Annotated in this window: 19 protein-coding genes; 7 read left to right on the top strand and 12 right to left on the bottom strand. The window is 70.2% G+C overall.

The window, feature by feature from the left end; all coding sequences use genetic code 11:
• The first annotated feature begins 43 nt into the window (after positions 1 to 43).
• A complete protein-coding gene (locus BCAV_RS00555; protein WP_012725154.1) occupies positions 44 to 967 on the top strand; it encodes an LLM class F420-dependent oxidoreductase in 924 nt (307 codons plus the stop codon).
• A gap of 158 nt (positions 968 to 1,125) precedes the next feature.
• Here BCAV_RS00555 and BCAV_RS00550 read toward each other — a convergent pair whose 3' ends face one another.
• Positions 1,126 to 2,139: a hypothetical protein gene (locus tag BCAV_RS00550; protein WP_012725153.1), complete on the bottom strand. Its 1,014-nt coding sequence runs from the start codon at positions 2,137 to 2,139 to the stop codon at positions 1,126 to 1,128.
• Positions 2,136 to 2,516 (bottom strand): GntR family transcriptional regulator, encoded by a 381-nt coding sequence (locus tag BCAV_RS00545; protein ID WP_012725152.1) that lies wholly within the window; start codon positions 2,514 to 2,516, stop codon positions 2,136 to 2,138. Before BCAV_RS00545 ends, BCAV_RS00550 begins: the two co-directional genes overlap by 4 nt.
• Positions 2,517 to 2,680: 164 nt before the next feature.
• Between BCAV_RS00545 and BCAV_RS00540 the strand changes: the two genes are divergently transcribed.
• Positions 2,681 to 3,721, top strand: coding sequence for an LLM class F420-dependent oxidoreductase (locus tag BCAV_RS00540; protein ID WP_012725151.1), 1,041 nt, complete (start codon positions 2,681 to 2,683; stop codon positions 3,719 to 3,721).
• Entirely contained in the window at positions 3,718 to 4,440 is a 723-nt protein-coding gene (locus tag BCAV_RS00535) for a phosphotransferase (protein ID WP_012725150.1), read from the top strand. Before BCAV_RS00540 ends, BCAV_RS00535 begins: the two co-directional genes overlap by 4 nt.
• Before the next feature lies 1 nt (position 4,441).
• Here BCAV_RS00535 and BCAV_RS00530 read toward each other — a convergent pair whose 3' ends face one another.
• The gene (locus BCAV_RS00530) at positions 4,442 to 5,137 is read right to left on the bottom strand and encodes a hypothetical protein (protein ID WP_012725149.1); all 696 of its coding nucleotides are present in this window, start codon (positions 5,135 to 5,137) and stop codon (positions 4,442 to 4,444) included.
• A gap of 154 nt (positions 5,138 to 5,291) precedes the next feature.
• Between BCAV_RS00530 and BCAV_RS00525 the strand changes: the two genes are divergently transcribed.
• The 3 genes from BCAV_RS00525 (at position 5,292) to BCAV_RS00515 (ending at position 7,618) form a co-directional block, all read left to right on the top strand.
• A complete protein-coding gene (locus tag BCAV_RS00525; protein WP_012725148.1) occupies positions 5,292 to 6,473 on the top strand; it encodes a sensor histidine kinase in 1,182 nt (393 codons plus the stop codon).
• Positions 6,470 to 7,135: a response regulator gene (locus BCAV_RS00520; RefSeq protein WP_012725147.1), complete on the top strand. Its 666-nt coding sequence runs from the start codon at positions 6,470 to 6,472 to the stop codon at positions 7,133 to 7,135. Before BCAV_RS00525 ends, BCAV_RS00520 begins: the two co-directional genes overlap by 4 nt.
• Before the next feature lie 138 nt (positions 7,136 to 7,273).
• A complete protein-coding gene (locus BCAV_RS00515; RefSeq protein ID WP_012725146.1) occupies positions 7,274 to 7,618 on the top strand; it encodes an SHOCT domain-containing protein in 345 nt (114 codons plus the stop codon).
• Positions 7,619 to 8,131: 513 nt separating this feature from the next.
• Here BCAV_RS00515 and BCAV_RS00510 read toward each other — a convergent pair.
• The 8 genes from BCAV_RS00510 to BCAV_RS00480 all read right to left on the bottom strand — a co-directional run bounded on the left by BCAV_RS00510 (position 8,132) and on the right by BCAV_RS00480 (position 16,488).
• Positions 8,132 to 9,925 carry a hypothetical protein gene (locus BCAV_RS00510; protein WP_012725145.1) on the bottom strand — a complete coding sequence of 598 codons (1,794 nt, stop codon included), beginning with the start codon at positions 9,923 to 9,925 and terminating at the stop codon, positions 8,132 to 8,134.
• Positions 9,926 to 10,703: 778 nt separating this feature from the next.
• Positions 10,704 to 11,684, bottom strand: coding sequence for a class 1b ribonucleoside-diphosphate reductase subunit beta (gene nrdF, locus BCAV_RS00505; RefSeq protein WP_012725144.1), 981 nt, complete (start codon positions 11,682 to 11,684; stop codon positions 10,704 to 10,706).
• Entirely contained in the window at positions 11,681 to 12,487 is an 807-nt protein-coding gene (locus tag BCAV_RS00500) for an NUMOD3 domain-containing DNA-binding protein (RefSeq protein WP_012725143.1), read from the bottom strand. The genes nrdF and BCAV_RS00500 overlap by 4 nt, the downstream gene beginning before the upstream one ends.
• 12 nt (positions 12,488 to 12,499) lie before the next feature.
• On the bottom strand, positions 12,500 to 14,605 hold the full coding sequence (nrdE, locus tag BCAV_RS00495; RefSeq protein ID WP_012725142.1) for a class 1b ribonucleoside-diphosphate reductase subunit alpha: 2,106 nt from the start codon (positions 14,603 to 14,605) through the stop codon (positions 12,500 to 12,502).
• A gap of 20 nt (positions 14,606 to 14,625) precedes the next feature.
• Complete coding sequence (gene nrdI, locus BCAV_RS00490; RefSeq protein ID WP_012725141.1) at positions 14,626 to 15,042, bottom strand: class Ib ribonucleoside-diphosphate reductase assembly flavoprotein NrdI; 417 nt, start codon at positions 15,040 to 15,042, stop codon at positions 14,626 to 14,628.
• A gap of 100 nt (positions 15,043 to 15,142) precedes the next feature.
• Complete coding sequence (gene nrdH, locus BCAV_RS00485; protein ID WP_012725140.1) at positions 15,143 to 15,394, bottom strand: glutaredoxin-like protein NrdH; 252 nt, start codon at positions 15,392 to 15,394, stop codon at positions 15,143 to 15,145.
• Positions 15,395 to 15,827: 433 nt separating this feature from the next.
• Positions 15,828 to 16,037: a hypothetical protein gene (locus tag BCAV_RS22585; protein ID WP_012725139.1), complete on the bottom strand. Its 210-nt coding sequence runs from the start codon at positions 16,035 to 16,037 to the stop codon at positions 15,828 to 15,830.
• Positions 16,038 to 16,044: 7 nt separating this feature from the next.
• Positions 16,045 to 16,488 (bottom strand): RidA family protein, encoded by a 444-nt coding sequence (locus BCAV_RS00480; RefSeq protein ID WP_012725138.1) that lies wholly within the window; start codon positions 16,486 to 16,488, stop codon positions 16,045 to 16,047.
• Positions 16,489 to 16,576: 88 nt separating this feature from the next.
• Between BCAV_RS00480 and BCAV_RS00475 the strand changes: the two genes are divergently transcribed.
• Positions 16,577 to 17,887, top strand: a complete 1,311-nt coding sequence (locus BCAV_RS00475) for an alanine racemase (RefSeq protein WP_012725137.1) — start codon at positions 16,577 to 16,579, stop codon at positions 17,885 to 17,887.
• A 78-nt stretch (positions 17,888 to 17,965) separates the two neighbouring features.
• Here the strand turns inward: BCAV_RS00475 and BCAV_RS00470 are convergent, their stop codons facing one another.
• Positions 17,966 to 18,901: an aldo/keto reductase gene (locus BCAV_RS00470; RefSeq protein ID WP_012725136.1), complete on the bottom strand. Its 936-nt coding sequence runs from the start codon at positions 18,899 to 18,901 to the stop codon at positions 17,966 to 17,968.
• Positions 18,902 to 18,910: the final 9 nt, after the last annotated feature.

Below are 18,910 nucleotides of genomic sequence, written 5' to 3'. Positions count from 1 at the left end.
GTCAGCGCCTCACGGCGTCGGCAGGTTCTGGCAGGCTGGCCGCATGCAGCTGCGCATCTTCACCGAACCCCAGCAGGGTGCCTCCTACGACGACCAGCTCGCGGTGGCGCAGGCCACCGAGCGGCTCGGCTTCGACGCGTTCTTCCGGTCGGACCACTACCTCACGATGGGCGGCGACGGGCTGCCCGGGCCGACCGACTCGTGGACCGCCCTGGCCGGACTCGCACGCGAGACGTCGCGGATCAAGCTCGGGACGATGGTCACCTCGGCCACGTTCCGGCACCCCGGGGTCCTCGCGATCCAGGTGGCGCAGGTGGACCAGATGTCCGGCGGGCGGGTGGAGCTCGGCCTCGGCGCCGGCTGGTTCGAGCGCGAGCACGCCGCGTACGGCATCCCGTTCCCCGCGAAGCGGTTCGGGCTGCTCACCGAGCAGCTCGAGCTCATCACGGGCCTGTGGTCGACGCCGGTCGGCGAGACGTACTCCTTCTCCGGCGAGCACTACCAGCTCGTGGACTCCCCGGCGCTCCCGAAGCCGGTGCAGTCGCCGCTGCCGATCATCGTCGGCGGCAACGGGCCGAAGCGGACCCCGGCGCTCGCGGCGCGGTTCGCCGCGGAGTACAACACGTCGTTCCCGGAGATCGCAGACATCCCTCGGCGCTTCGACGCGGTGCGGGCGGCGTGCGACGAGGCCGGCCGCGACCCGTCGTCGCTCGTGTACTCGGCGGCGCTCGTACTGTGCGCCGGTGCCACCGAGGCCGAGTTCGCGCGGCGTGCCGCCGCCATCGGGCGCGAGCCGGCCGAGCTGCGGGAGCACGGGATCGCGGGCACGGTGTCGGAGGTGGTGGACCGCCTCGGGCAGCTCCGCGAGTGGGGTGCCGGGCGGGTGTACCTCCAGGTGCTCGACCTCGCCGACCTCGAGCACCTCGAGCTCGTCGCTGCTGACGTCGCGCCGCAGCTGCCCGCCTGACCCTGAACCTCGGACCCCTCCGAGGCGTTCCGAGGCACCCCGAGAGGCTTTCCGTCGCGCCGCGTCGTTCCACGAACCGCGAGTCAGACCCGAGCGGTCGATTCAGACCCGCCGGAAGGTCTGAATCGACCGCCCGGGTCTGAATGGGCGCGGGAGGCTCAGGCCACGTCGGCGCGGAGGCGCTCCAGCAGTGCGGCGGGCGTGGCGGGGTCGTCCAGCGTGACGGCGAACTGGCGCCCGTCGCGCCGGTCGACGACGAGCGCCGGCCCGCGCCGCAGCACGAACGCCGTGCGCCCAGGCATCCATCGGTAGCCCCAGCCACCCCACTCGCCCGGCTCGAGCTGCTCCGCCCGGGCGGCGGCGACGTCGTCGAGCGGGATCCGCGTGACCGGGAACCCGAGCCACGACGTCAGGCGCAGGCCGCGGCCGTCGACGCTCACGCGGACCCTGGCCAGGACAAGGAGCATGAAGGCGACTCCGACGAAGAGCACCGCCAGAGGCACGAAGATGCCTCTGGTCTCCGGATTTCCGTTCGCCGCGGAGAACGTCATCAGTCCACCGAGCACGCCGACTCCAGCCGCGAGGTACAGGAACATCCGGCTCGTGAGCGTCGTCGACCACGCGGCGCGCTCGGTGTCCGCGAGCGGCAGCGGCTCGATCGACGCGGGCTCCGGGCGCACGACCGCGGGACGGCCGTGGGCGAGGAACGCGAGCCCGGCCCAGGCGAACGGCACGAACAGGGCAGCCACGCCGCCGGCTCCGAGCAGCGCCTGTTCCGGGCCCGGCGCCCGAAGAGTCGCGGCGGCCGACGCCGTCCACAGCAGCGCGGCGAGCGCCGTCACGAACGCCCCGCCCACCACGCACCAGACCGCGACGAACGGCAGCACCCGCCGGGCGTACGCCACGATCGTGGCGACGGCGGCGATCGCCGCGGCGACCGCCGTCGTCCAGGCCCAGAACGGGACCGACGCCGTGAACCCGTCCGCGGCGCCGGAGCCCGACCAATGGGACGCGGTGACGTCCGGCAGGCGCGGCAACCACACCGAGCCGAGGACCGCGAGCAGCACCACCGGCAGCCACACCAGCCCCAGGGCGAGCGGCCGCCGCCACGGCGCGGGCCGCACCACGCGGGCCTCGGGCACGCGGGCGGCGGGGCGGTCCGGCGTGGTCATGGAGTCCTCCCGAAGGACGAGGGTGAGGTGCGGGCGGCGTCACGGACGAGGGCGACGACGGCGTCGGTCGTCATCCCGAGTCGTCGCGCCTCGGCGAGCAGGTCGCGAGCGAGCTCGCCGAGCCGTGCCCGGTCGACCGCGGCTCCCGCGCGGATCGTCGCGCCGCGTCCGCGGCGGAGCTCGAGCAGCTCCTCGTCCCGGAGCTGCTGGTAGGCCCGCAGGACGGTGTGGAGGTTGACGTCGAGCATCGCGCCCAGCTCGCGCGCCGACGGCAGGCGTGACCCGGGCCGCAGCTCTCCCGTGACGAGGCCGTGCCGCACCTGCGCAGCGATCTGGTCGGCGAACGGGACCGCAGACGCGGTGTCGAGTCGCAACATGTTCGTATTCTACTAGAACAAGGCGCTCCGCGGCGGGCGGGCAGACGTCGAGGTAGAACCGAAAGGATGAGGTAGAGGCACGGAACTACTACCTCGTCCGGTCAGTACTACCTCGACGCTGATCACCTACGGTGAGCGGGACGACGGCGAGGAGACCCGAGGCGATGAGGTTCGGCTTCCACACGGGCTACTGGTCCGCCGGCCCACCACCCGGGGCCGCGGACGCCGTCCGCCTGGCCGACGAGCTCGGCCTCGACTCCGTGTGGACGGCGGAGGCCTACGGCTCCGACGCCTTCACGCCGCTCGCCTGGTGGGGATCGACCACGCAGCGCGTGCGCCTCGGCACCGGCATCGCGCAGATGTCCGCCCGCACCCCGACGGCGACGGCGATGGCCGCCCTCACCCTCGACCACCTTTCGGGCGGCCGCTTCATCCTGGGCCTGGGTGCGTCCGGCCCGCAGGTCGTCGAGGGCTGGTACGGCCAGCCGTACGCCCGGCCGCTCGCCCGCACCCGCGAGTACCTGAAGATCGTGCGCGACGTGCTGCGTCGCGAGGCCCCCGTGACGGCGCCCGGTCCCGCCTATCCCCTGCCGCTGCCGGACGACGCCGTCGGTGCGACCGGCGAGGGCAAACCTCTGCGGTCGACGGTGCACCCGCTCCGCGCCGATCTGCCGATCCACCTCGCGGCGCAGGGTCCGCGGAACACGGCCCTCGCCGCCGAGATCGCCGACGGCTGGCTGCCCGCCTTCTTCTCCCCGCGGCTCAACGAGGACGCCGCCGAGGCTCTCGAGGACGGCTTCGCCCGCCGCGACCCGCACCTCGCCGGACGCGAGCACTTCGAGGTGAGCGCGTCCGTACCCGTGGCCCTCGGCAGGGACGTGGAGGAGGCGGCCGACCGGCTGCGGCCCCAGATCGCGCTGTACGTCGGCGGCATGGGCTCGGCGGCCACGAACTTCCACCGCGCCGCGATCGCGCGACTCGGGTACGCGGACCCGATCGAGAAGATCACGCGGCTGTACGCGGCCGGCGATCGCGCGGCCGCGGCCGCCGCGGTCCCGACCGACCTCGTGCTCGACGTCGCGCTCGCCGGCACGCCGCTCGACGTCGCCGCCCAGCTCGAGGAGTGGCGCACCACCGTCGTCACCACGCTCATCGTGCAGACGGACCCGCGGGCGCTGCCGGCGCTCGCCGAGGTGCTGCGGTGAGTGGCGGAGCGGGTCGCCTCGCCTCTGCCGCGAACCTCCTCGGCCGCGGCCGCACGGCCGACGTCTACGACCTGGGCGACGGCCTCGTGCTGCGTCGCTACCGCGACGGCTACGACGCCGAGCGTGAGGCCGAGATCCAGGCGCACGTCGCCGAGCACGGGTTCCCCGCGCCCGCGGTGGTCGAGGCGCACGGACCCGACCTCGTGATGGCCCGGGTGGCGGGCCCGACGATGCTCGGAGCGCTGGTCGCCGGCGACGCACGGCCCGACGAGGCCGCCCACCTCCTCGCGGACCTCCACGACCGGCTGCACGCCCTGCCCGCACCTGCCGGCCCGCGCGAGCCGGGCGACGTCGTCGTCCATCTCGATCTGCATCCGGACAACGTCATGCTCGACCCCGAGCGTGGGCCCGTGCTCATCGACTGGGCGAACGCGCGGCTCGGGACCGCCGACCTCGACGTCGCGATGACGGCGCTCATCCTCGCGGAGGTGGCGGTGGCACCGCCGGACTCGGAGCTCGCGGCCCAGGCCGGCCCGGCCCTCGCGGCCGTGCCGGCGCTGGGAGCGGCGTTCCTCGCGGCGGTCGACGGCGATGCCCGGCTCGGCCTCGCGGGCGCTCTCGCGATGCGCGCGGCCAACCCCACGCTGGACGCCGCCGAGAAGGAGCGACTGTCCACCGCCGTGCGCGCCGTGCGGGAGTGGGCCGACGCCGCGGGCTGAGTCAGCGCGCCCAGACGCGCAGCGGTCCCGCCGCCACGAACCCCGCAGCCAGGGCCGGCGCGAGATCGGCGTCCGCCTCGTACCCGACGAGCGGCGCGCCGGGCCAGGCACGACCCGTGAGCGCGACGACGTCCGCCCACACGGCTGCAACATCGCCGTCGACGTGGAACACGTTCGACACACCGACCACCGTCCCCTTCCGGCCAGGCGAGGTGCTGAGCACCACGCCCGCCCGCACCGCGCCGTCGTCGACGAGCGCGAGGAACCGGACGTCGGGGTGGTCGACGAGGCTCGGCGCGAACGTCGGTCCGCCCCCGTGAGCCTCCGCCCAGACGGCGAGCGCCGCCGGCTTCGACACGCGCGCCCACGAGTGCGTCGGCACGCTCTGCGCCGACCGTCGGACGATCCAGTGCGCGTCGAACAGGACGTGGAACCCCTGCGGTGCGAGGTCGAGCGTGGCGAACGAGTCCTTGACCGTGGCGCCGGGGCCCGGCTCAACCACGTCCAGCACCTCGGGGACCGTCGCGTCGGCGGCCAGCGTGACGGCGTCGGGATATCCCGCCGGAGGACGACCACCCGCAGACCACACCCGCCGGCCCGTCGAGCTCGGCAGCCCGAGCGCCGTGCAGACGGCGTCGCACCAGCGAGCGTTGTTCATGGCGCCGTCCACAGGGAACAGCGGGAGCGAGGTGGCCATTCGGCCACGATGTCACGCTCCGGGGGCCAGTGGTCACCTCCCGCGCATCGGATGCCATGGAGGACGCCGCCCGAACGGCACCGGGGGATGACGAACCACGGCACCACCGGACGACGCCGTCCCGCGGCCCGCGGTCTACCGTGACGGCGTGAGCATGGTCCCTCCGCAGGCCGCGCCGCCCGACCGGACGTTCCCGGCGCGGCGGCTCACGGTGCCGACCCTGGTGCTCGGGTTCTTCACCGTGGCCGGCACCTGGGGCGCCCACCGGTTCCAGTCCGACGAGCGCTCGTTCGGCCTGGGCACCCTGGTGCTGGTCCTCGCCGTCGTCGCGTGCCTCCCCCTCGCGGCCCGCCGCCCGCACATCGCGGCGCCGCTCGCCGTCGCCCTCACGCTCGGCTACCTCGCGCTCGGATTCGCGCACGGCCCGATCCTGTTCGCCGCCGGCGTCGTGATCGCGCTCGCGACGGCGACCGGGCGACCACCGGTGGCGTACGCGTCGGCCGCCGCGTACGCCGTCGGGTTCGTGGTGATCGCGGCGCTCCAGGACGGCGCACCGACGTGGTCCGCCGCCGGCGCCGCCCTGGCGTTCGGCGGGCTCCCGGTTCTCGTGGGCCTGCTCCTGCGCACGTGGCGGGACCGGGCCATGGCGCGGCGCGCTCTCCGCGCCGCGGAGGAACGCACGTCGCTCGCGGACGAACGCCTCCGCCTCGCGCGGGAGCTCCACGACGTCCTCGCCCACTCGCTGTCCGCCATCGCCGTGCAGGCGGGCGTCGCGGCGCACCTGCTCGACCGCGACCCGGACCTCGCGCGGCGTGCCCTCCTCGACATCCGCACGCAGAGCACCGAGTCGCTCGACGAGGTGCGCTCGCTCATCGGGATCCTGCGCGCCGACGGCGATGCGGACGCGGGCGCCAGGGCACCGGGCGCCGACCTCGACGCCATCCCCACGCTCGTCGAGCGCACCCGCGCAGGCGGCATCGCCGTCGACCTCGTGCTCACGGTTCCCGACGGCGTCGCGGTGGCCGACGCCGTCTCGCGCGCCGCGTACCGGGTGGTGCAGGAGGGGCTGACGAACGTGCGGCGCCACTCCGCGGCTCGTGCGGCGCGCGTCCGCGTCACCGGCGACACGGCCGGGCTCACGATCTCCGTGCACGACGGCGGGCCGCCCGCTGCGGGAGAGTCGTCACCTGGGTCGTCGGCCGGCTGGGGCCTGCGCGGCATGCGCGAGCGGGTCGAGCAGCTGGGCGGGACCGTCGAGGCCGGACCCGACTCGGACGGCGGATTCACGGTGCGCGTGCGGCTCCCGTACGCGGCGGCGAGGGAGGGAACGTCATGATCAGGGTGCTCATCGCCGACGACCAGGCGCTCATCCGCGGCGGCTTCCGGTCGCTGCTGGACGCGGAGGACGACGTCGAGGTCGTCGCCGAGGCGGCCGACGGTGCTGAGGCGGTGCGCCTCGCGGCGGAGACCCGGCCCGACGTCGTGCTCATGGACATCCGCATGCCGAAGCTCGACGGGCTGGAGGCGACGCGGCGGATCGTCGCCGATCCGCGCGCGTCGGGCGCCCATATCGTGGTCGTGACCACGTTCGAGCTCGACGAGTACGTGGCCGAGGCGATCCGCGCAGGGGCGAGCGGGTTCCTCGTCAAGGACACGGAACCCGCCGAGCTGGTGCGCGCCGTGCGGGTCGCGGCCGCCGGTGACGCGCTCCTGTCGCCCACCGTGACGCGGCGGCTGCTGGCGCAGGTCGCGGAGTCCACCCGCGCGGTCAAGGCCGTGCCGGGACTCGACCACCTGACCGACCGTGAGCGAGAGGTGCTCGTCACGGTGGCGGAGGGGCTCTCCAACGACGAGATCGCGGCGAAGCTCTTCCTCAGCCCGTCGACGGTGAAGACGCACGTGTCGCGGACCATGACGAAGCTCGCCGCGCGGGACCGCGCGCAGCTCGTCGTGGCGGCCTACGAGTCAGGGCTCGTACGGCCCGGCTGGGGTTCCTGAACCCGCTCGCGACGGCACCACGGGGGTAGGCGGGAATCATCGCCGGGGTGACGACCCGGCGTCGCCCAACGGAGAGCCTGGAGGGGTCCTGTTGTCGAGGGTCTGCGCCGAGGCGCCGGCCCGGAGGAGGTGATGGCGATGTCCATCGAGGCATTGCCTGCCCTGGCGGACGGCGCCACCCACTGGGGTGGACCGTTCCCGTTCTTCTGGATCTTCCCGCTGTTCTGGCTCGTCGTGATCGGGCTGCTGATCTGGGCGTTCGCGCGCCGCCGTTCGCGCGGACACTGGGGCCCGCCGTGGGCCTGGGGTCCGCCCGCCGCCGGTTCGGCGGCGCCGTCGGCCGAGCAGGTCCTCGCGGACCGGTTCGCCCGCGGTGACATCAACGAGCAGGAGTACCGCGCGCGGCTCGGCGTCCTGCGCTCGACCGGCTCGACGCCACCCGGCGTCCCGCCGCAGCAGCCGCCTGCGCCGCCAGCCGGCTGATCCGGCGCCGCCGTCGTGGAAGATCCGTGCTCGCAACGGGCACGGATCTTCCACGCCCGGTGTCCTCACGCCAGTCAGAAGTCCCAGTCGTCGTCCGCACGACGCGGGTGGTGGCCTCGAATTGCGCGACCTGAATCGGCGAGTGCCGCAACCTCAAAGAGTCCAGTACCGGCTCTAACAGCCTGGACGCGCTGTAACATCGGGGGCTGCGACAAAGTCGATGATGTGTAATCCAACTGCCGCGCCCCCAAGAGGCCTTCGCCATCACGAACGGCCAGGGGGAAGCCTCACACTCACCCTAACCTTGCCCCGGACCGATGGGCTCGATGCGCCACGGCTTCATCGAATCGATCTGGATCGCTGAAAGCATCACGACCAGACCAATGCGCAGCCGTGAGCGATCGCGAACTCGTCGGCGACATTCTCGAGGAGCGTAGTCAAAGGACGGCCTGACGTCAGGGCGGCGCCATCCAATTCCTATTTCTACTGGACATTGTGACAACGATTCCTCGGTCACGTCCGGACTAAATGCCGACGAAGCTCCCAAATAGGCCAGCCTTCCATCACATCGCGTTGCGCGGTCGTCAGCTGATTTGCGAGGAACTCGGATTCTTCCCTGTCCCCGAGCAGTAGAGCGCACGCCAATTCCTGATGCACTGCCATCTCGTCTTGCGAATTCGCCGATGCTCGCTTCATTCGGCGTATTTCAGTCCGGTCGACGTCGGTGAGACCATGCCTCCGCCACGCGATCTGCCACTGGTTGAGCCGATGGACATCGCGTTCCCCATCCCTACGAATGATCCAATCGTTCAATCGCGCTGCACCATGGAGAAACTCCTCTTGGCGCGCACCACCAGAGTCGGCGCAGTTAAGGAGATCCCGCACGCACTGATTGGCGATGGTCACCGTGCTTTCCGAGTGTGCGATGCGTTCGTACGCCGCGTCGATCAGGTCGAGCCGGAGGTTCAATACCTTCGGTAGGTGCTCTGGTTCGACGATGTCGTAGGCGGTGACCGGGATTGTCACGTCACGATCATTCTGAGCAGCCCACCGAAGCATCTGAGGCGAAGCCGGATCGAACGGATCGATGAAGCGCCATGTGCCGGGCTCATGGCCGCGCACAGCCACAAGCATTACCGCCCAAGGGCCGAAGTTTACGAGCATACGTCCGGACTCTCCGCTGGTATTGCAAGGCGCGACTCCCTCGACGAAGACGCGATACAGCACGTCCAAATGCTCAATGTCCCTCTCCGTCATTCCCTCGAGGTCGATGAGTGCGCCGTCGAATTGGAATTTGTCGAATACCTCCTGGAGGCGACACAGGAACGCAAGGTGCCCTCGTATTTCTTCGATATCCGGGCCTTTGCTGGCCGGCACCTCGCCCAGCGTGAGAGTTCGATCTCCCAAGGCGATCTCGCCATTGTCAAAGATGCCGACCATGAACTCGACAGCACGCTTGCGTGCGACGAAGTTGCTCGGGCACGTAATGTTGATGTCGACGCCGCGCCCCTCGCCACCTTCGTGGATTACGATGGATAGGCCTTCGCCTAGCGCTACGCATGTCTGGTCGGAGGAGATTCTCTGAACCACGAAACTGTCGAAAGCCGCATTGCCTGCCACTACTCGGACATCCCGTTCACGCGCGACGTAGTCTTCAGGGAGGATTTCGAACTCACCGTCGAGAGGCACCTGGGAACCGTTCTCGGTCGTCACCTCCACTGCGAACGCTCCCTCGCCTGGACGCAGGCGCGTCGGCACATTGAAGTCCACCTCCTCGGCGGTCGAGATTGTAATATGCTTAATTGACTCGAACAGACGAGGATCAGTGGTGGCGAATGGGTTCTGCCGCGCGCCTACGCGGATTACCTCCACGATGCGCTCGACGGCACCTGGAAGGCGGGGCAGCTTTCTAAGTGGGATTGCGACGCTCTTCTGCTTCTCCGGAGCCGACGCCAGAATGCGGCGAATTTCGAACGGTACCAGTGCCGCGTATCTAGGAGTAGCCTTGGCCCGTTTCTGATCAACGTCGACGCACAGCAAGAGCACGCCGGCGTTCCTAAGGTGGGCCTCCAGCACCTCTCGCTTTAGCGAGAACGAAGCCGCCGTCCCCTTCCTGCTCGCGCGACCCTTGATCTGTACATTCACCCGCCCGAGCCAGTCCTTGTTCGCCCTGCTAAGCGATGAGTAGACGTCGATGTGACCATCGGTCAGCGGAACACGGTCGTGAGACGCGAGCACGCCCTCAAGATGGGGGCATCGGCTCAGGATCCTCATGATCTCCGCGACGGCTGCGGTCTCTGTGCTCATGAGCGATCCTGCACGCTTCGGGACCCGATCCGCGTTGCGCTCGCGAAGGGCCCCTGTTCGCGCCGGTGCAAGTCCCGCTTCCTCCACACGGATCCAGTCGGGAGACGTGTGCTCACGTTCACTCCTATCGGCCAACACCGTTGTGCTGTCGCGACGGGTTCGCCCGTCTGGCGAGCACTCTCACCACGTCAACGAAGCGTCGCCGCGTGCACGACCGTAGTCGGGTGCACCAACACGATACGAGGCGCCGCGCGGACTGAACGGATCGCGCCGCTGCCTGGGTCCAGGGCCTTGACCTCTGCCTCGTTGCTTCCTGGCGGCAACGGGGATAGCTCCGCACGAACGACTCTGTTGGCTTGCGCCAGAGCATCGCTGCGAAGCGCTACCAGCTGCATGACCGCTTCGAGTCGCTCACCACTGATCTGCCCGGCGACCCCGACGCCGCTGGGGCATCACGGCTGAATCCGGTTCTGTAGTCGCTCCCGGTCGCGGCCGCGCCCGCAGCGTTCACCATGGGAGCCTTTGGCGCCGGGGCAGTTGACCGGTCCTGATCAACTCCAAGACGCCCCGTTGCCCGCGCCGGGTCGCGGAGCCGCGAGCGGCCCAGGCGTGCCTGAGCCGCCTCGCCTCTGGCGCGGCTCGCCCTGTCCAGTGCGCTGCAGCCACCGCCGAGCCGCTGCACACGTGTACCGCCGTCCGTCACCGACCTCGTGGATCCATTAAGAGTCGGCACGCACATTGGGCACTCCTCGGGCTGCCGGTGGGCGCTACTACGCTGTCAGAAGTCCCAGTCGTCGTCCTCGGTGTTGACCGCCTTGCCGATGACGTACGAGGAGCCCGAGCCCGAGAAGAAGTCGTGATTCTCGTCGGCGTTCGGCGACAGCGCGGCGAGGATCGCCGGGTTGACGTCGGTCTCGTCCTTCGGGAACAGCGCCTCGTACCCGAGGTTCATCAGCGCCTTGTTCGCGTTGTAGCGCAGGAACTTCTTGACGTCCTCGGTCAGGCCGACCTCGTCGTACAGGTCCTCGGTGTACTGGACCTCGTTCTCGTACAGCTCGAAGAGCAGCTCGTACGTGTACGACTTGATCTCCTCGCGCTGCTCCGGCGCGAGCGCCTCCAGCCCGCGCTGGAACTTGTACCCGATGTAGTACCCGTGCACGGCCTCGTCGCGGATGATCAGCCGGATCAGGTCCGCCGTGTTCGTGAGCTTCGCGCGGCTCGACCAGTACATCGGCAGGTAGAAGCCGGAGTAGAACAGGAACGACTCGAGCAGCGTCGAGGCGACTTTGCGCTTGAGCGGCTCGTCGCCCCGGTAGTACTCCATGACGATCTCGGCCTTGCGCTGCAGGTTGGAGTTCTCCTCCGACCACCGGAACGCGTCGTCGATCTCGCGGGTGGAGCACAGCGTCGAGAAGATCGACGAGTAGCTCTTCGCGTGCACCGACTCCATGAACGCGATGTTCGTGTAGACGGCCTCCTCGTGCGGCGTCAGCGCGTCCGGGATGAGGCTGACGGCGCCGACCGTCCCCTGGATCGTGTCCAGCAGCGTGAGCCCCGTGAAGACCCGCATCGTGAGCGTCTTCTCGACGTCGGTCAGCGTGCCCCACGACGGGATGTCGTTGGAGACGGGCACCTTCTCGGGCAGCCAGAAGTTGTTGACGAGCCGGTTCCAGACCTCGAGGTCCTTCTCGTCCTGCAGGCGGTTCCAGTTGATCGCCGAGACCCGGCTGACCAGCTTGAGCTTTCCAGTTGGTGTCATGGGAGCATCGTTCCTTCGGACGTGCCCGAGGAGGCGGCTCCATCCTCGACGCAGTACTTGCAGGCCGTGCTGGTACGGCCCTTGTTCGTGTGATATCTCGTGTGCGCGCTTCGTGCGCTCTTCGGACGCGGAATTCCCTTGGTGGCGGCCGACTGCTTCGCCCGGGTCTCCGGGCTCGTGACCTTCCCGAAGTTCGGGTTCCCCTCGCCCCGCCGCGCTTTCGAAAGCGCCTCCCGCGACTCGAGCGACATCACGTGGCCGAAGCTGGGGTGATCCGGGCCGAACTTGCCGAAGTTCGGGTTCGCCGGGCCGGCGTTGGTTCCCTTGCGCTGCCGAGCCCACTGTTCGCGTTGCTCCGGCGAGTGGTGGCGGCCGTGGAATGGATTCAGCTCCCCAGGTCGGCTGACACCCTTGCGGCCGGTCGAACGCAGCCTCGCAGCTTCGCGCTGCTCCTGCGTCCACACGACTCCGGTCGGTCCGAGACCACCCTCGGACACGTTGAGCAAGCGGTGCCCACCTTCGCGGAGCTGCCTGATCCAGCCGATCTCGAGGTCACCGAGATCCTCGGGACCGGTGTAGACCTGGTCGAGGAGGTCGACCACGATCGCGTCGGAACCGTGCTTGCGCAACCAGTCGCACAGGGGTGTCTTTGTGCCAAGGCGTGCGTTCTTGACGTGTTGCGCCAGCCTGACGTCGATCGGCTTGGTCGTGATCCCCACGTAGCGATACTCGAGCGAGTCAACGCGTCGAATGCCGTAGACGGATCCGACGAGAGTCAATCGCGCGACGAGTTCGTCGATCATCGGGCGTCGCCGTCACAGCACGCAGGAGACACAGTTCTCCACCTCGGTCCCTTCCAAGGCGATCTGGCGCAGCCGGATGTAGTAGAGCGTCTTGATGCCCTTGCGCCACGCGTAGATCTGGGCCTTGTTGATGTCGCGGGTGGTCGCGGTGTCCTTGAAGAACAGCGTGAGCGACAGCCCCTGGTCCACGTGCTGCGTCGCGGCGGCGTACGTGTCGATGATCTTCTCGTAGCCGATCTCGTACGCGTCGGCGTAGTACTCGAGGTTGTCGTCGGACAGGTACGGCGCCGGGTAGTAGACCCGCCCGATCTTGCCTTCCTTGCGGATCTCGATCGGGGCGACGATCGGGTGGATCGAGCTCGTCGAGTGGTTGATGTACGAGATCGACCCGGTCGGCGGGACCGCCTGCAGGTTCTGGTTGTAGATCCCGTGCTCCATCACCGACGCCTTGAGAGCCTGCCAGTCGCTCTGCGTCGGGATGTGGACCTCGGCGTCCGCGAACAGCTGCGCCACGCGGTCCGTAGCCGGCTCCCAGACGCCGTCGGTGTACTTGTCGAAGAACTCGCCGCTCGCATACTGCGACTCGGAGAACCCGGCGAACGCGCTGCCCCGCTCGATCGCGATCTGGTTCGACGCGGCGATCGCGTGGTAGAGGACCGTGTAGAAGTAGATGTTCGTGAAGTCCACACCCTCGGCCGAGCCGTAGTGGATCCGTTCGCGGGCGAGGTAGCCGTGCAGGTTCATCTGCCCCAGGCCGATGGCGTGCGAGTCGTTGTTGCCCTTCTCCACCGAGGGCACCGACCAGATGTGGGTCTGGTCGGACACGGCGGTGAGCGACCGGATCGCGACGCCGACGGTCTTGCCGAGGTCGGGCGAGTCCATCGCGTGCGCGATGTTGAGCGAGCCGAGGTTGCAGGAGATGTCCTTGCCGGTGTCCGCGTAGGACAGGTCGTCGTTGAACGACGACGCCGTCGAGACCTGGAGGATCTCCGAGCACAGGTTGCTCATCGTGATCCGGCCCTTGATCGGGTTCGCCCGGTTCACCGTGTCCTCGAACACGATGTACGGGTAGCCGGACTCGAACTGGATCTCCGCGAGCAGCTGGAAGAACTCGCGCGCCTTGATCTTCGTCTTGCGGATCCGGGCGTCGTCGAGCATCTCGTAGTACTTCTCCGTCACCGAGATCTCGGAGAACGGGACGCCGTAGACGCGCTCGACGTCGTACGGCGAGAACAGGTACATGTCCTCGTTCTTCTTCGCGAGCTCGAACGTGATGTCCGGGATGACGACGCCGAGGGAGAGCGTCTTGATCCGGATCTTCTCGTCGGCGTTCTCGCGCTTGGTGTCGAGGAACCGCAGGATGTCGGGGTGGTGCGCGTGCAGGTACACGGCGCCGGCCCCCTGGCGCGCGCCCAGCTGGTTCGCGTAGGAGAAGGAGTCCTCGAGGAGCTTCATCACGGGGATGACGCCGGAGGACTGGTTCTCGATCTTCTTGATCGGGGCGCCGTACTCGCGGATGTTCGACAGCAGGAGCGCGACGCCGCCGCCACGCTTCGACAGCTGCAGCGCCGAGTTGATGCCGCGCGCGATCGACTCCATGTTGTCCTCGATGCGCAGCAGGAAGCACGAGACGAGCTCGCCGCGCTGCGCCTTCCCGGCGTTGAGGAACGTCGGGGTCGCGGGCTGGAACCGCCCGCTGATGACCTCGTCGACGAGCTCGAGCGCGAGCTGCTCGTCGCCGTCGGCCAGCGTGAGCGCCACCATGACCACGCGGTCCTCGAACCGCTCGAGGTAGCGCTTGCCGTCGAACGTCTTGAGCGTGTACGAGGTGTAGTACTTGAACGCGCCGAGGAACGTGGTGAAGCGGAACTTCTTGGCGTACGCGACGTCGAAGATGTGCTCGACGAACTCGCGCGAGTACTTCCCGAGCACCTCGGACTCGTAGTACCCGTGCTCGACCAGGTAGTCGAGCTTCTCCTTGAGGTTGTGGAAGAAGACGGTGTTCTGGTTGACGTGCTGCAGGAAGTACTCGCGGGCCGCGGAGCGGTCCTTGTCGAGCTGCAGCCTCCCGTCCGGGCCGTAGAGGTTGAGCATCGCGTTGAGGGCGTGGTAGTCCATGCCCTCGTCCGCGCGCGCCGCTACGCCGGGATCTGTGAGCGTTGTAGCCAAAATCGTCCCAATCCCTCTCGGACGCGCAGGACGTCCTGGTCGGTTCCTAGCAGTTCGAAGCGGTACAGGTACGGCACGTCGCACTTGGCCGCGATGATGTCGCCGGCGATGCAGAACGCCTCGCCGAAGTTGGTGTTGCCGGCGGCGATCACACCGCGGACGAGCGACCGGTTGCCCGGGTCGTTGAGGAACTTGATCACCTGCTTGGGCACGGCGCCGAGGCCGTTGCCACCGCCGTACGTCGGGACGATGAGCACGTACTCGTCCTCCGCGCGGAGGAACGGCTCGGTGGGGCGCAGCGGGATGCGGTCCGCGGCCAGGCCGAGCTTCGCCACGAATCGGTGCGTGTTCTCCGACACCGAGGAGAAGTACACGAGTCGCGACATGCTCTGCCCTGGTTCCCTGCCGGTGGTGCTGGTGCTACGAGGGCGCCCCGATCGATCCGGGACGCCGGGGTGGCCGCGATGGGCGGCCCCGTCGAGAAGGTCAGGCGACCGCTGCCACCGAGCCGGCGCCCTCGGCGAGCGCGCGGATCTTGTCCGGCCGGAAGCCCGCCCAGTGGTCGCCGTTCGCGAGGACGACCGGCGCCTGCTGGTAGCCGAGCGCCTTGACGGACTCGAGCGCCTCGGCGTCCATCGTCAGGTCGACGACGGTGAAGTCCAGGCCGTGCTTGCGCAGCGCGCGGTGGGTCGCGTCGCACTGGACGCAAGCCGGCTTGCTGAAGACGGTGATGCTCATGCCGATCTCCTTCGTGCGAGGCGGTTCCGCCGGTGTAACTACATGCGTGTCATTCCATCGGCGGTGTGCTCCGCCCCAGGTTTGGAACACTACACCTAGTGGTTCGGCACTGCCATCACCCCAAGACCTTGTGTCGACACGGCGTGTCGTCCCCATCCTGTGCACACCGGACCCCGCGCTGCCTGTGGACGACGGCGTCGATCCTTGAGTCCACGCGGAAGCCTGCGGTACCCACCTGTGGACAGCCCGTGCGGCGCTGTGCGCACGCACGCCACGGACGCTGTCGTCCCCGGCCGGAACACCTCCGAAAGAGGTCGACCGCCTCGGCGTGTCGCACGTGCGCAGGAGCTCGTCCACCCCTCCACGATCCCACCGACCACCGACATCGCCGCGGGGTCGCGGAGGGGCCGGCGAAAGGGGTCGGCGGGCGGACCTACCCCCAGGGATCGGCGGGCTCGCGCCGCCGACCGTCGTCGCGGCGTCGGCTCCGGAGGTAGATCACGAGCAGCACCACGAGCGCGACGCCCAGCACGGGCAGGCGCACGTCGTAGTACCGGGACGCCGCGATCGCGCCGAGGATCGCCGGCGCGGCGAGCGCCAGCACCACCAGCCAGGCGACGACCCGACGGGTCCGGGGTTGCACGGACGCCTCAGTCGACGACGGCGAGCGCGTCGATCTCCACCAGCATCTCCGGCCGAGGCAGGCCGGTGAACACGGTCGTCCGGGACGGGAGGACCTCCCCCGCGTGCTCCGCGACGAACGCGCCGTAGGCCTCGTTCATCGACGCGAAGTCACCCTCGTGACGCAGGTACACGCGCAGCATGACGACGTCGGCGAACGAGGCGCCCCCGGCCTCGACGATCGCCTTCACGTTGCGCAGCGTGAGCGTCGTCTGCGCCGCGACGTCGCCGGGGTGCCGGTACGCGCCGGTGGCCGCGTCCACCGGCCCCTGCCCGGACACCTGCAGGATCGGGCCCTTGCGCACACCCTGCGAGAACGTGTGCGCGGGGGGCGGGGCGTCCGACGTCAGGATCGCCACCTTCGCGCCGCTCGACGGTGCGGCGTCGGCTGCGGTGCTGGTCTGCTCGCTCACGGGTCTCCTCGTGGTCCGGGGCCGACGCTCGCGTCGCGGCGGATGCCACGATGGGCCCTTGCCCCTCACGCTACCCGCGGAGACGCCCATGGCCCACGCCTCGTCGAGCGACGCGCTCGGCACCACCCCGCCCCGCCTCGGCCCCGAGCACAAGTCGTTCCCGCCGCGTGCGTGGGGGCGGACGGCGGCCGGCGCCGGGCTCCGGCTGCGGGACCTCGCCACGCCGGTGCTCACGCTCGACGCCGCCGCGCTCGAGCACAACCTCGCCACGCTCGCCGCGTGGTGCGCCGAGCACGGCGTCGACCTCGCCCCGCACGGCAAGACGACGATGGCCCCGCAGCTGTGGCACCGCCAGCTGGACGCCGGTGCGTGGGCCATCACCGTCGCGACGCCGTGGCAGGCCCAGGTCGCCCGCGCGGCCGGCGTGCCGCGCATCCTGCTCGCGAACGCCCTCGTCGACCCGGCCGGCATCGCCTGGGCCGCCTTCGCCGTCGCCGACGACGCCGGCCCCACCGAACTCCTCAGCTGGGTCGACGGCGTCGACGGGGTGGCGCGCCTCGAGGACGCCCTCGCCTCCCACGGCGCACCCGTTCCGCTCGACGTGCTCGTCGAGCTCGGCACCGCCCGCACCGGGGCGCGCGGGGTCGACGCGGCGCTCGCCGTCGCCGCCGCCGTGCGGCGCAGCCCCCACCTGCGCCTCGCCGGCGTCGCGGGCTACGAGGGTGCGGCGGCGCACGACCGCTCCGACGAGGCGGTCGCCGCCGTCCGGGCGTACGTGGCCGACGTCGTCGCGCTCCACGACGCGGTGGACGGTTCGTACGAGGTCCCGACGCCGGTGCTCACCCTGGGCGGGAGCGCGTTCCCCGACCTCGTGGTCGACGGCGTCGCCGGCCTGCGCGACGGGGTGCGCGTGGTGCTGCGGTCCGGCGCGTACGTGCTGCACGACGACGGGTTCTACGCCTCCGTCACGCCGTTCGGGCGGGGCGCCGCCGGGGGCGACGTGCCGCTCCGCTCGGCGATGCACGCCTGGGCGCGCGTCGTGTCCCGGCCGGAGCGCGGCCTCGCGCTGCTCGACGCCGGCAAGCGCGACGTCCCGTACGACGAGGGGCTGCCGACGCCGCAGCTCGTCGCCGGGGCGGGGGTGGTGGGGCGGGCGGCCCTGGCCGGGGCGCACGTCTCGGCGCTCAACGACCAGCACGCGTTCCTGCGGCTGCCGCGCGACGACGCGTGGGGCGCCGCCGACGACCCGCTCGGCGTCGGCGCCGTCGTCAGGCTCGGCCTGTCGCACCCGTGCACGGCGATGGACAAGTGGCGGCTCGTCCCCGTGGTCGTCGGCTCCGCCGACGAGGATCCCGACCTCGACGCCCCGGTGACCGACGCCGTCGCCACCTACTTCTGACTGCGGCGAACCTCGCACCTCGCGTCGAACGTCGCACTCTGGGGTGCGAGGTTCGACGCGGAGTGCGAGGTTCGGCGCCTACGGCACGAGGTGCCCGGCCGCCCGGAACAGCTCGTACCACTCCGCCCGCGTCAGCGGGAGGTCGGAGCCCTGCGCCGCACCGGTCACGCGCTCCGGCGTCGTCGTGCCGAGCACCACCTGCATCTGCGCCGGGTGCCGCGTGATCCACGCCGTCGCGACGGCGATCGGTGGCACGTCGTACGCAGCGGCCAGGCGGTCGATGACGGCGTTGAGCTCCGGGTGGTCCGGCGAGCCCAGGAACACGCCGGTGAAGAAGCCGGCCTGGAACGGCGACCACGCCTGGATCGTGATGTCGTGCAGCCGGCAGTAGTCGAGCACCCCTCCGTCGCGGTCGACGGCCTGGTCCTCGCCGGCCATGTTCGCCGACACGCCCTGCGCGATCAGCGAGGCGTGCGTGATCGACAGCTGGAGCTGGTTCGCGACGAGCGGCTGGGTCACGTACTTCTTGAGCAGCTCGATCTGGCCGGGCGTGTGGTTGGAGACGCCGAAGTACCGCACCTTCCCGGCGGAGGCCAGGTCGTCGAACGCCCGGGCGACCTCCTCCGGCTCCACCAGAGCGTCCGGCCGGTGGAGCAGCAGGATGTCGAGGTAGTCGGTGCCGAGGGCGGCGAGCGAGCCGTCGACCTGGCCCACGAGGTGGTCGTAGGAGAAGTCGTAGCGCAGGCCGCCGGCCCCGGGCACGATCCCGGCCTTCGACTGGATCACGATCTCGGCGCGCTGCGACGGCGTCAGCCGCATCGCCTCGGCGAAGCGGCGCTCGCAGCCGTGGTCGCCACCGTAGATGTCGGCGTGGTCGACGAAGTCGATGCCGGCGTCGCGCGCGGTGCGCACGAGGTGACGGACGTCGTCGTCGGACATCTCGGCGATCCGCATGAGCCCGAGCACCACGTTCGGCACGACGAGCTCGGTCCCGGGCAGCGTGAACGTCTTCATGCGGGTCCT

This window comes from Beutenbergia cavernae DSM 12333, assembly GCF_000023105.1.
GTDB lineage: Bacteria > Actinomycetota > Actinomycetes > Actinomycetales > Beutenbergiaceae > Beutenbergia > Beutenbergia cavernae.
This window is presented reverse-complemented; position numbering and strand designations above follow the sequence as displayed.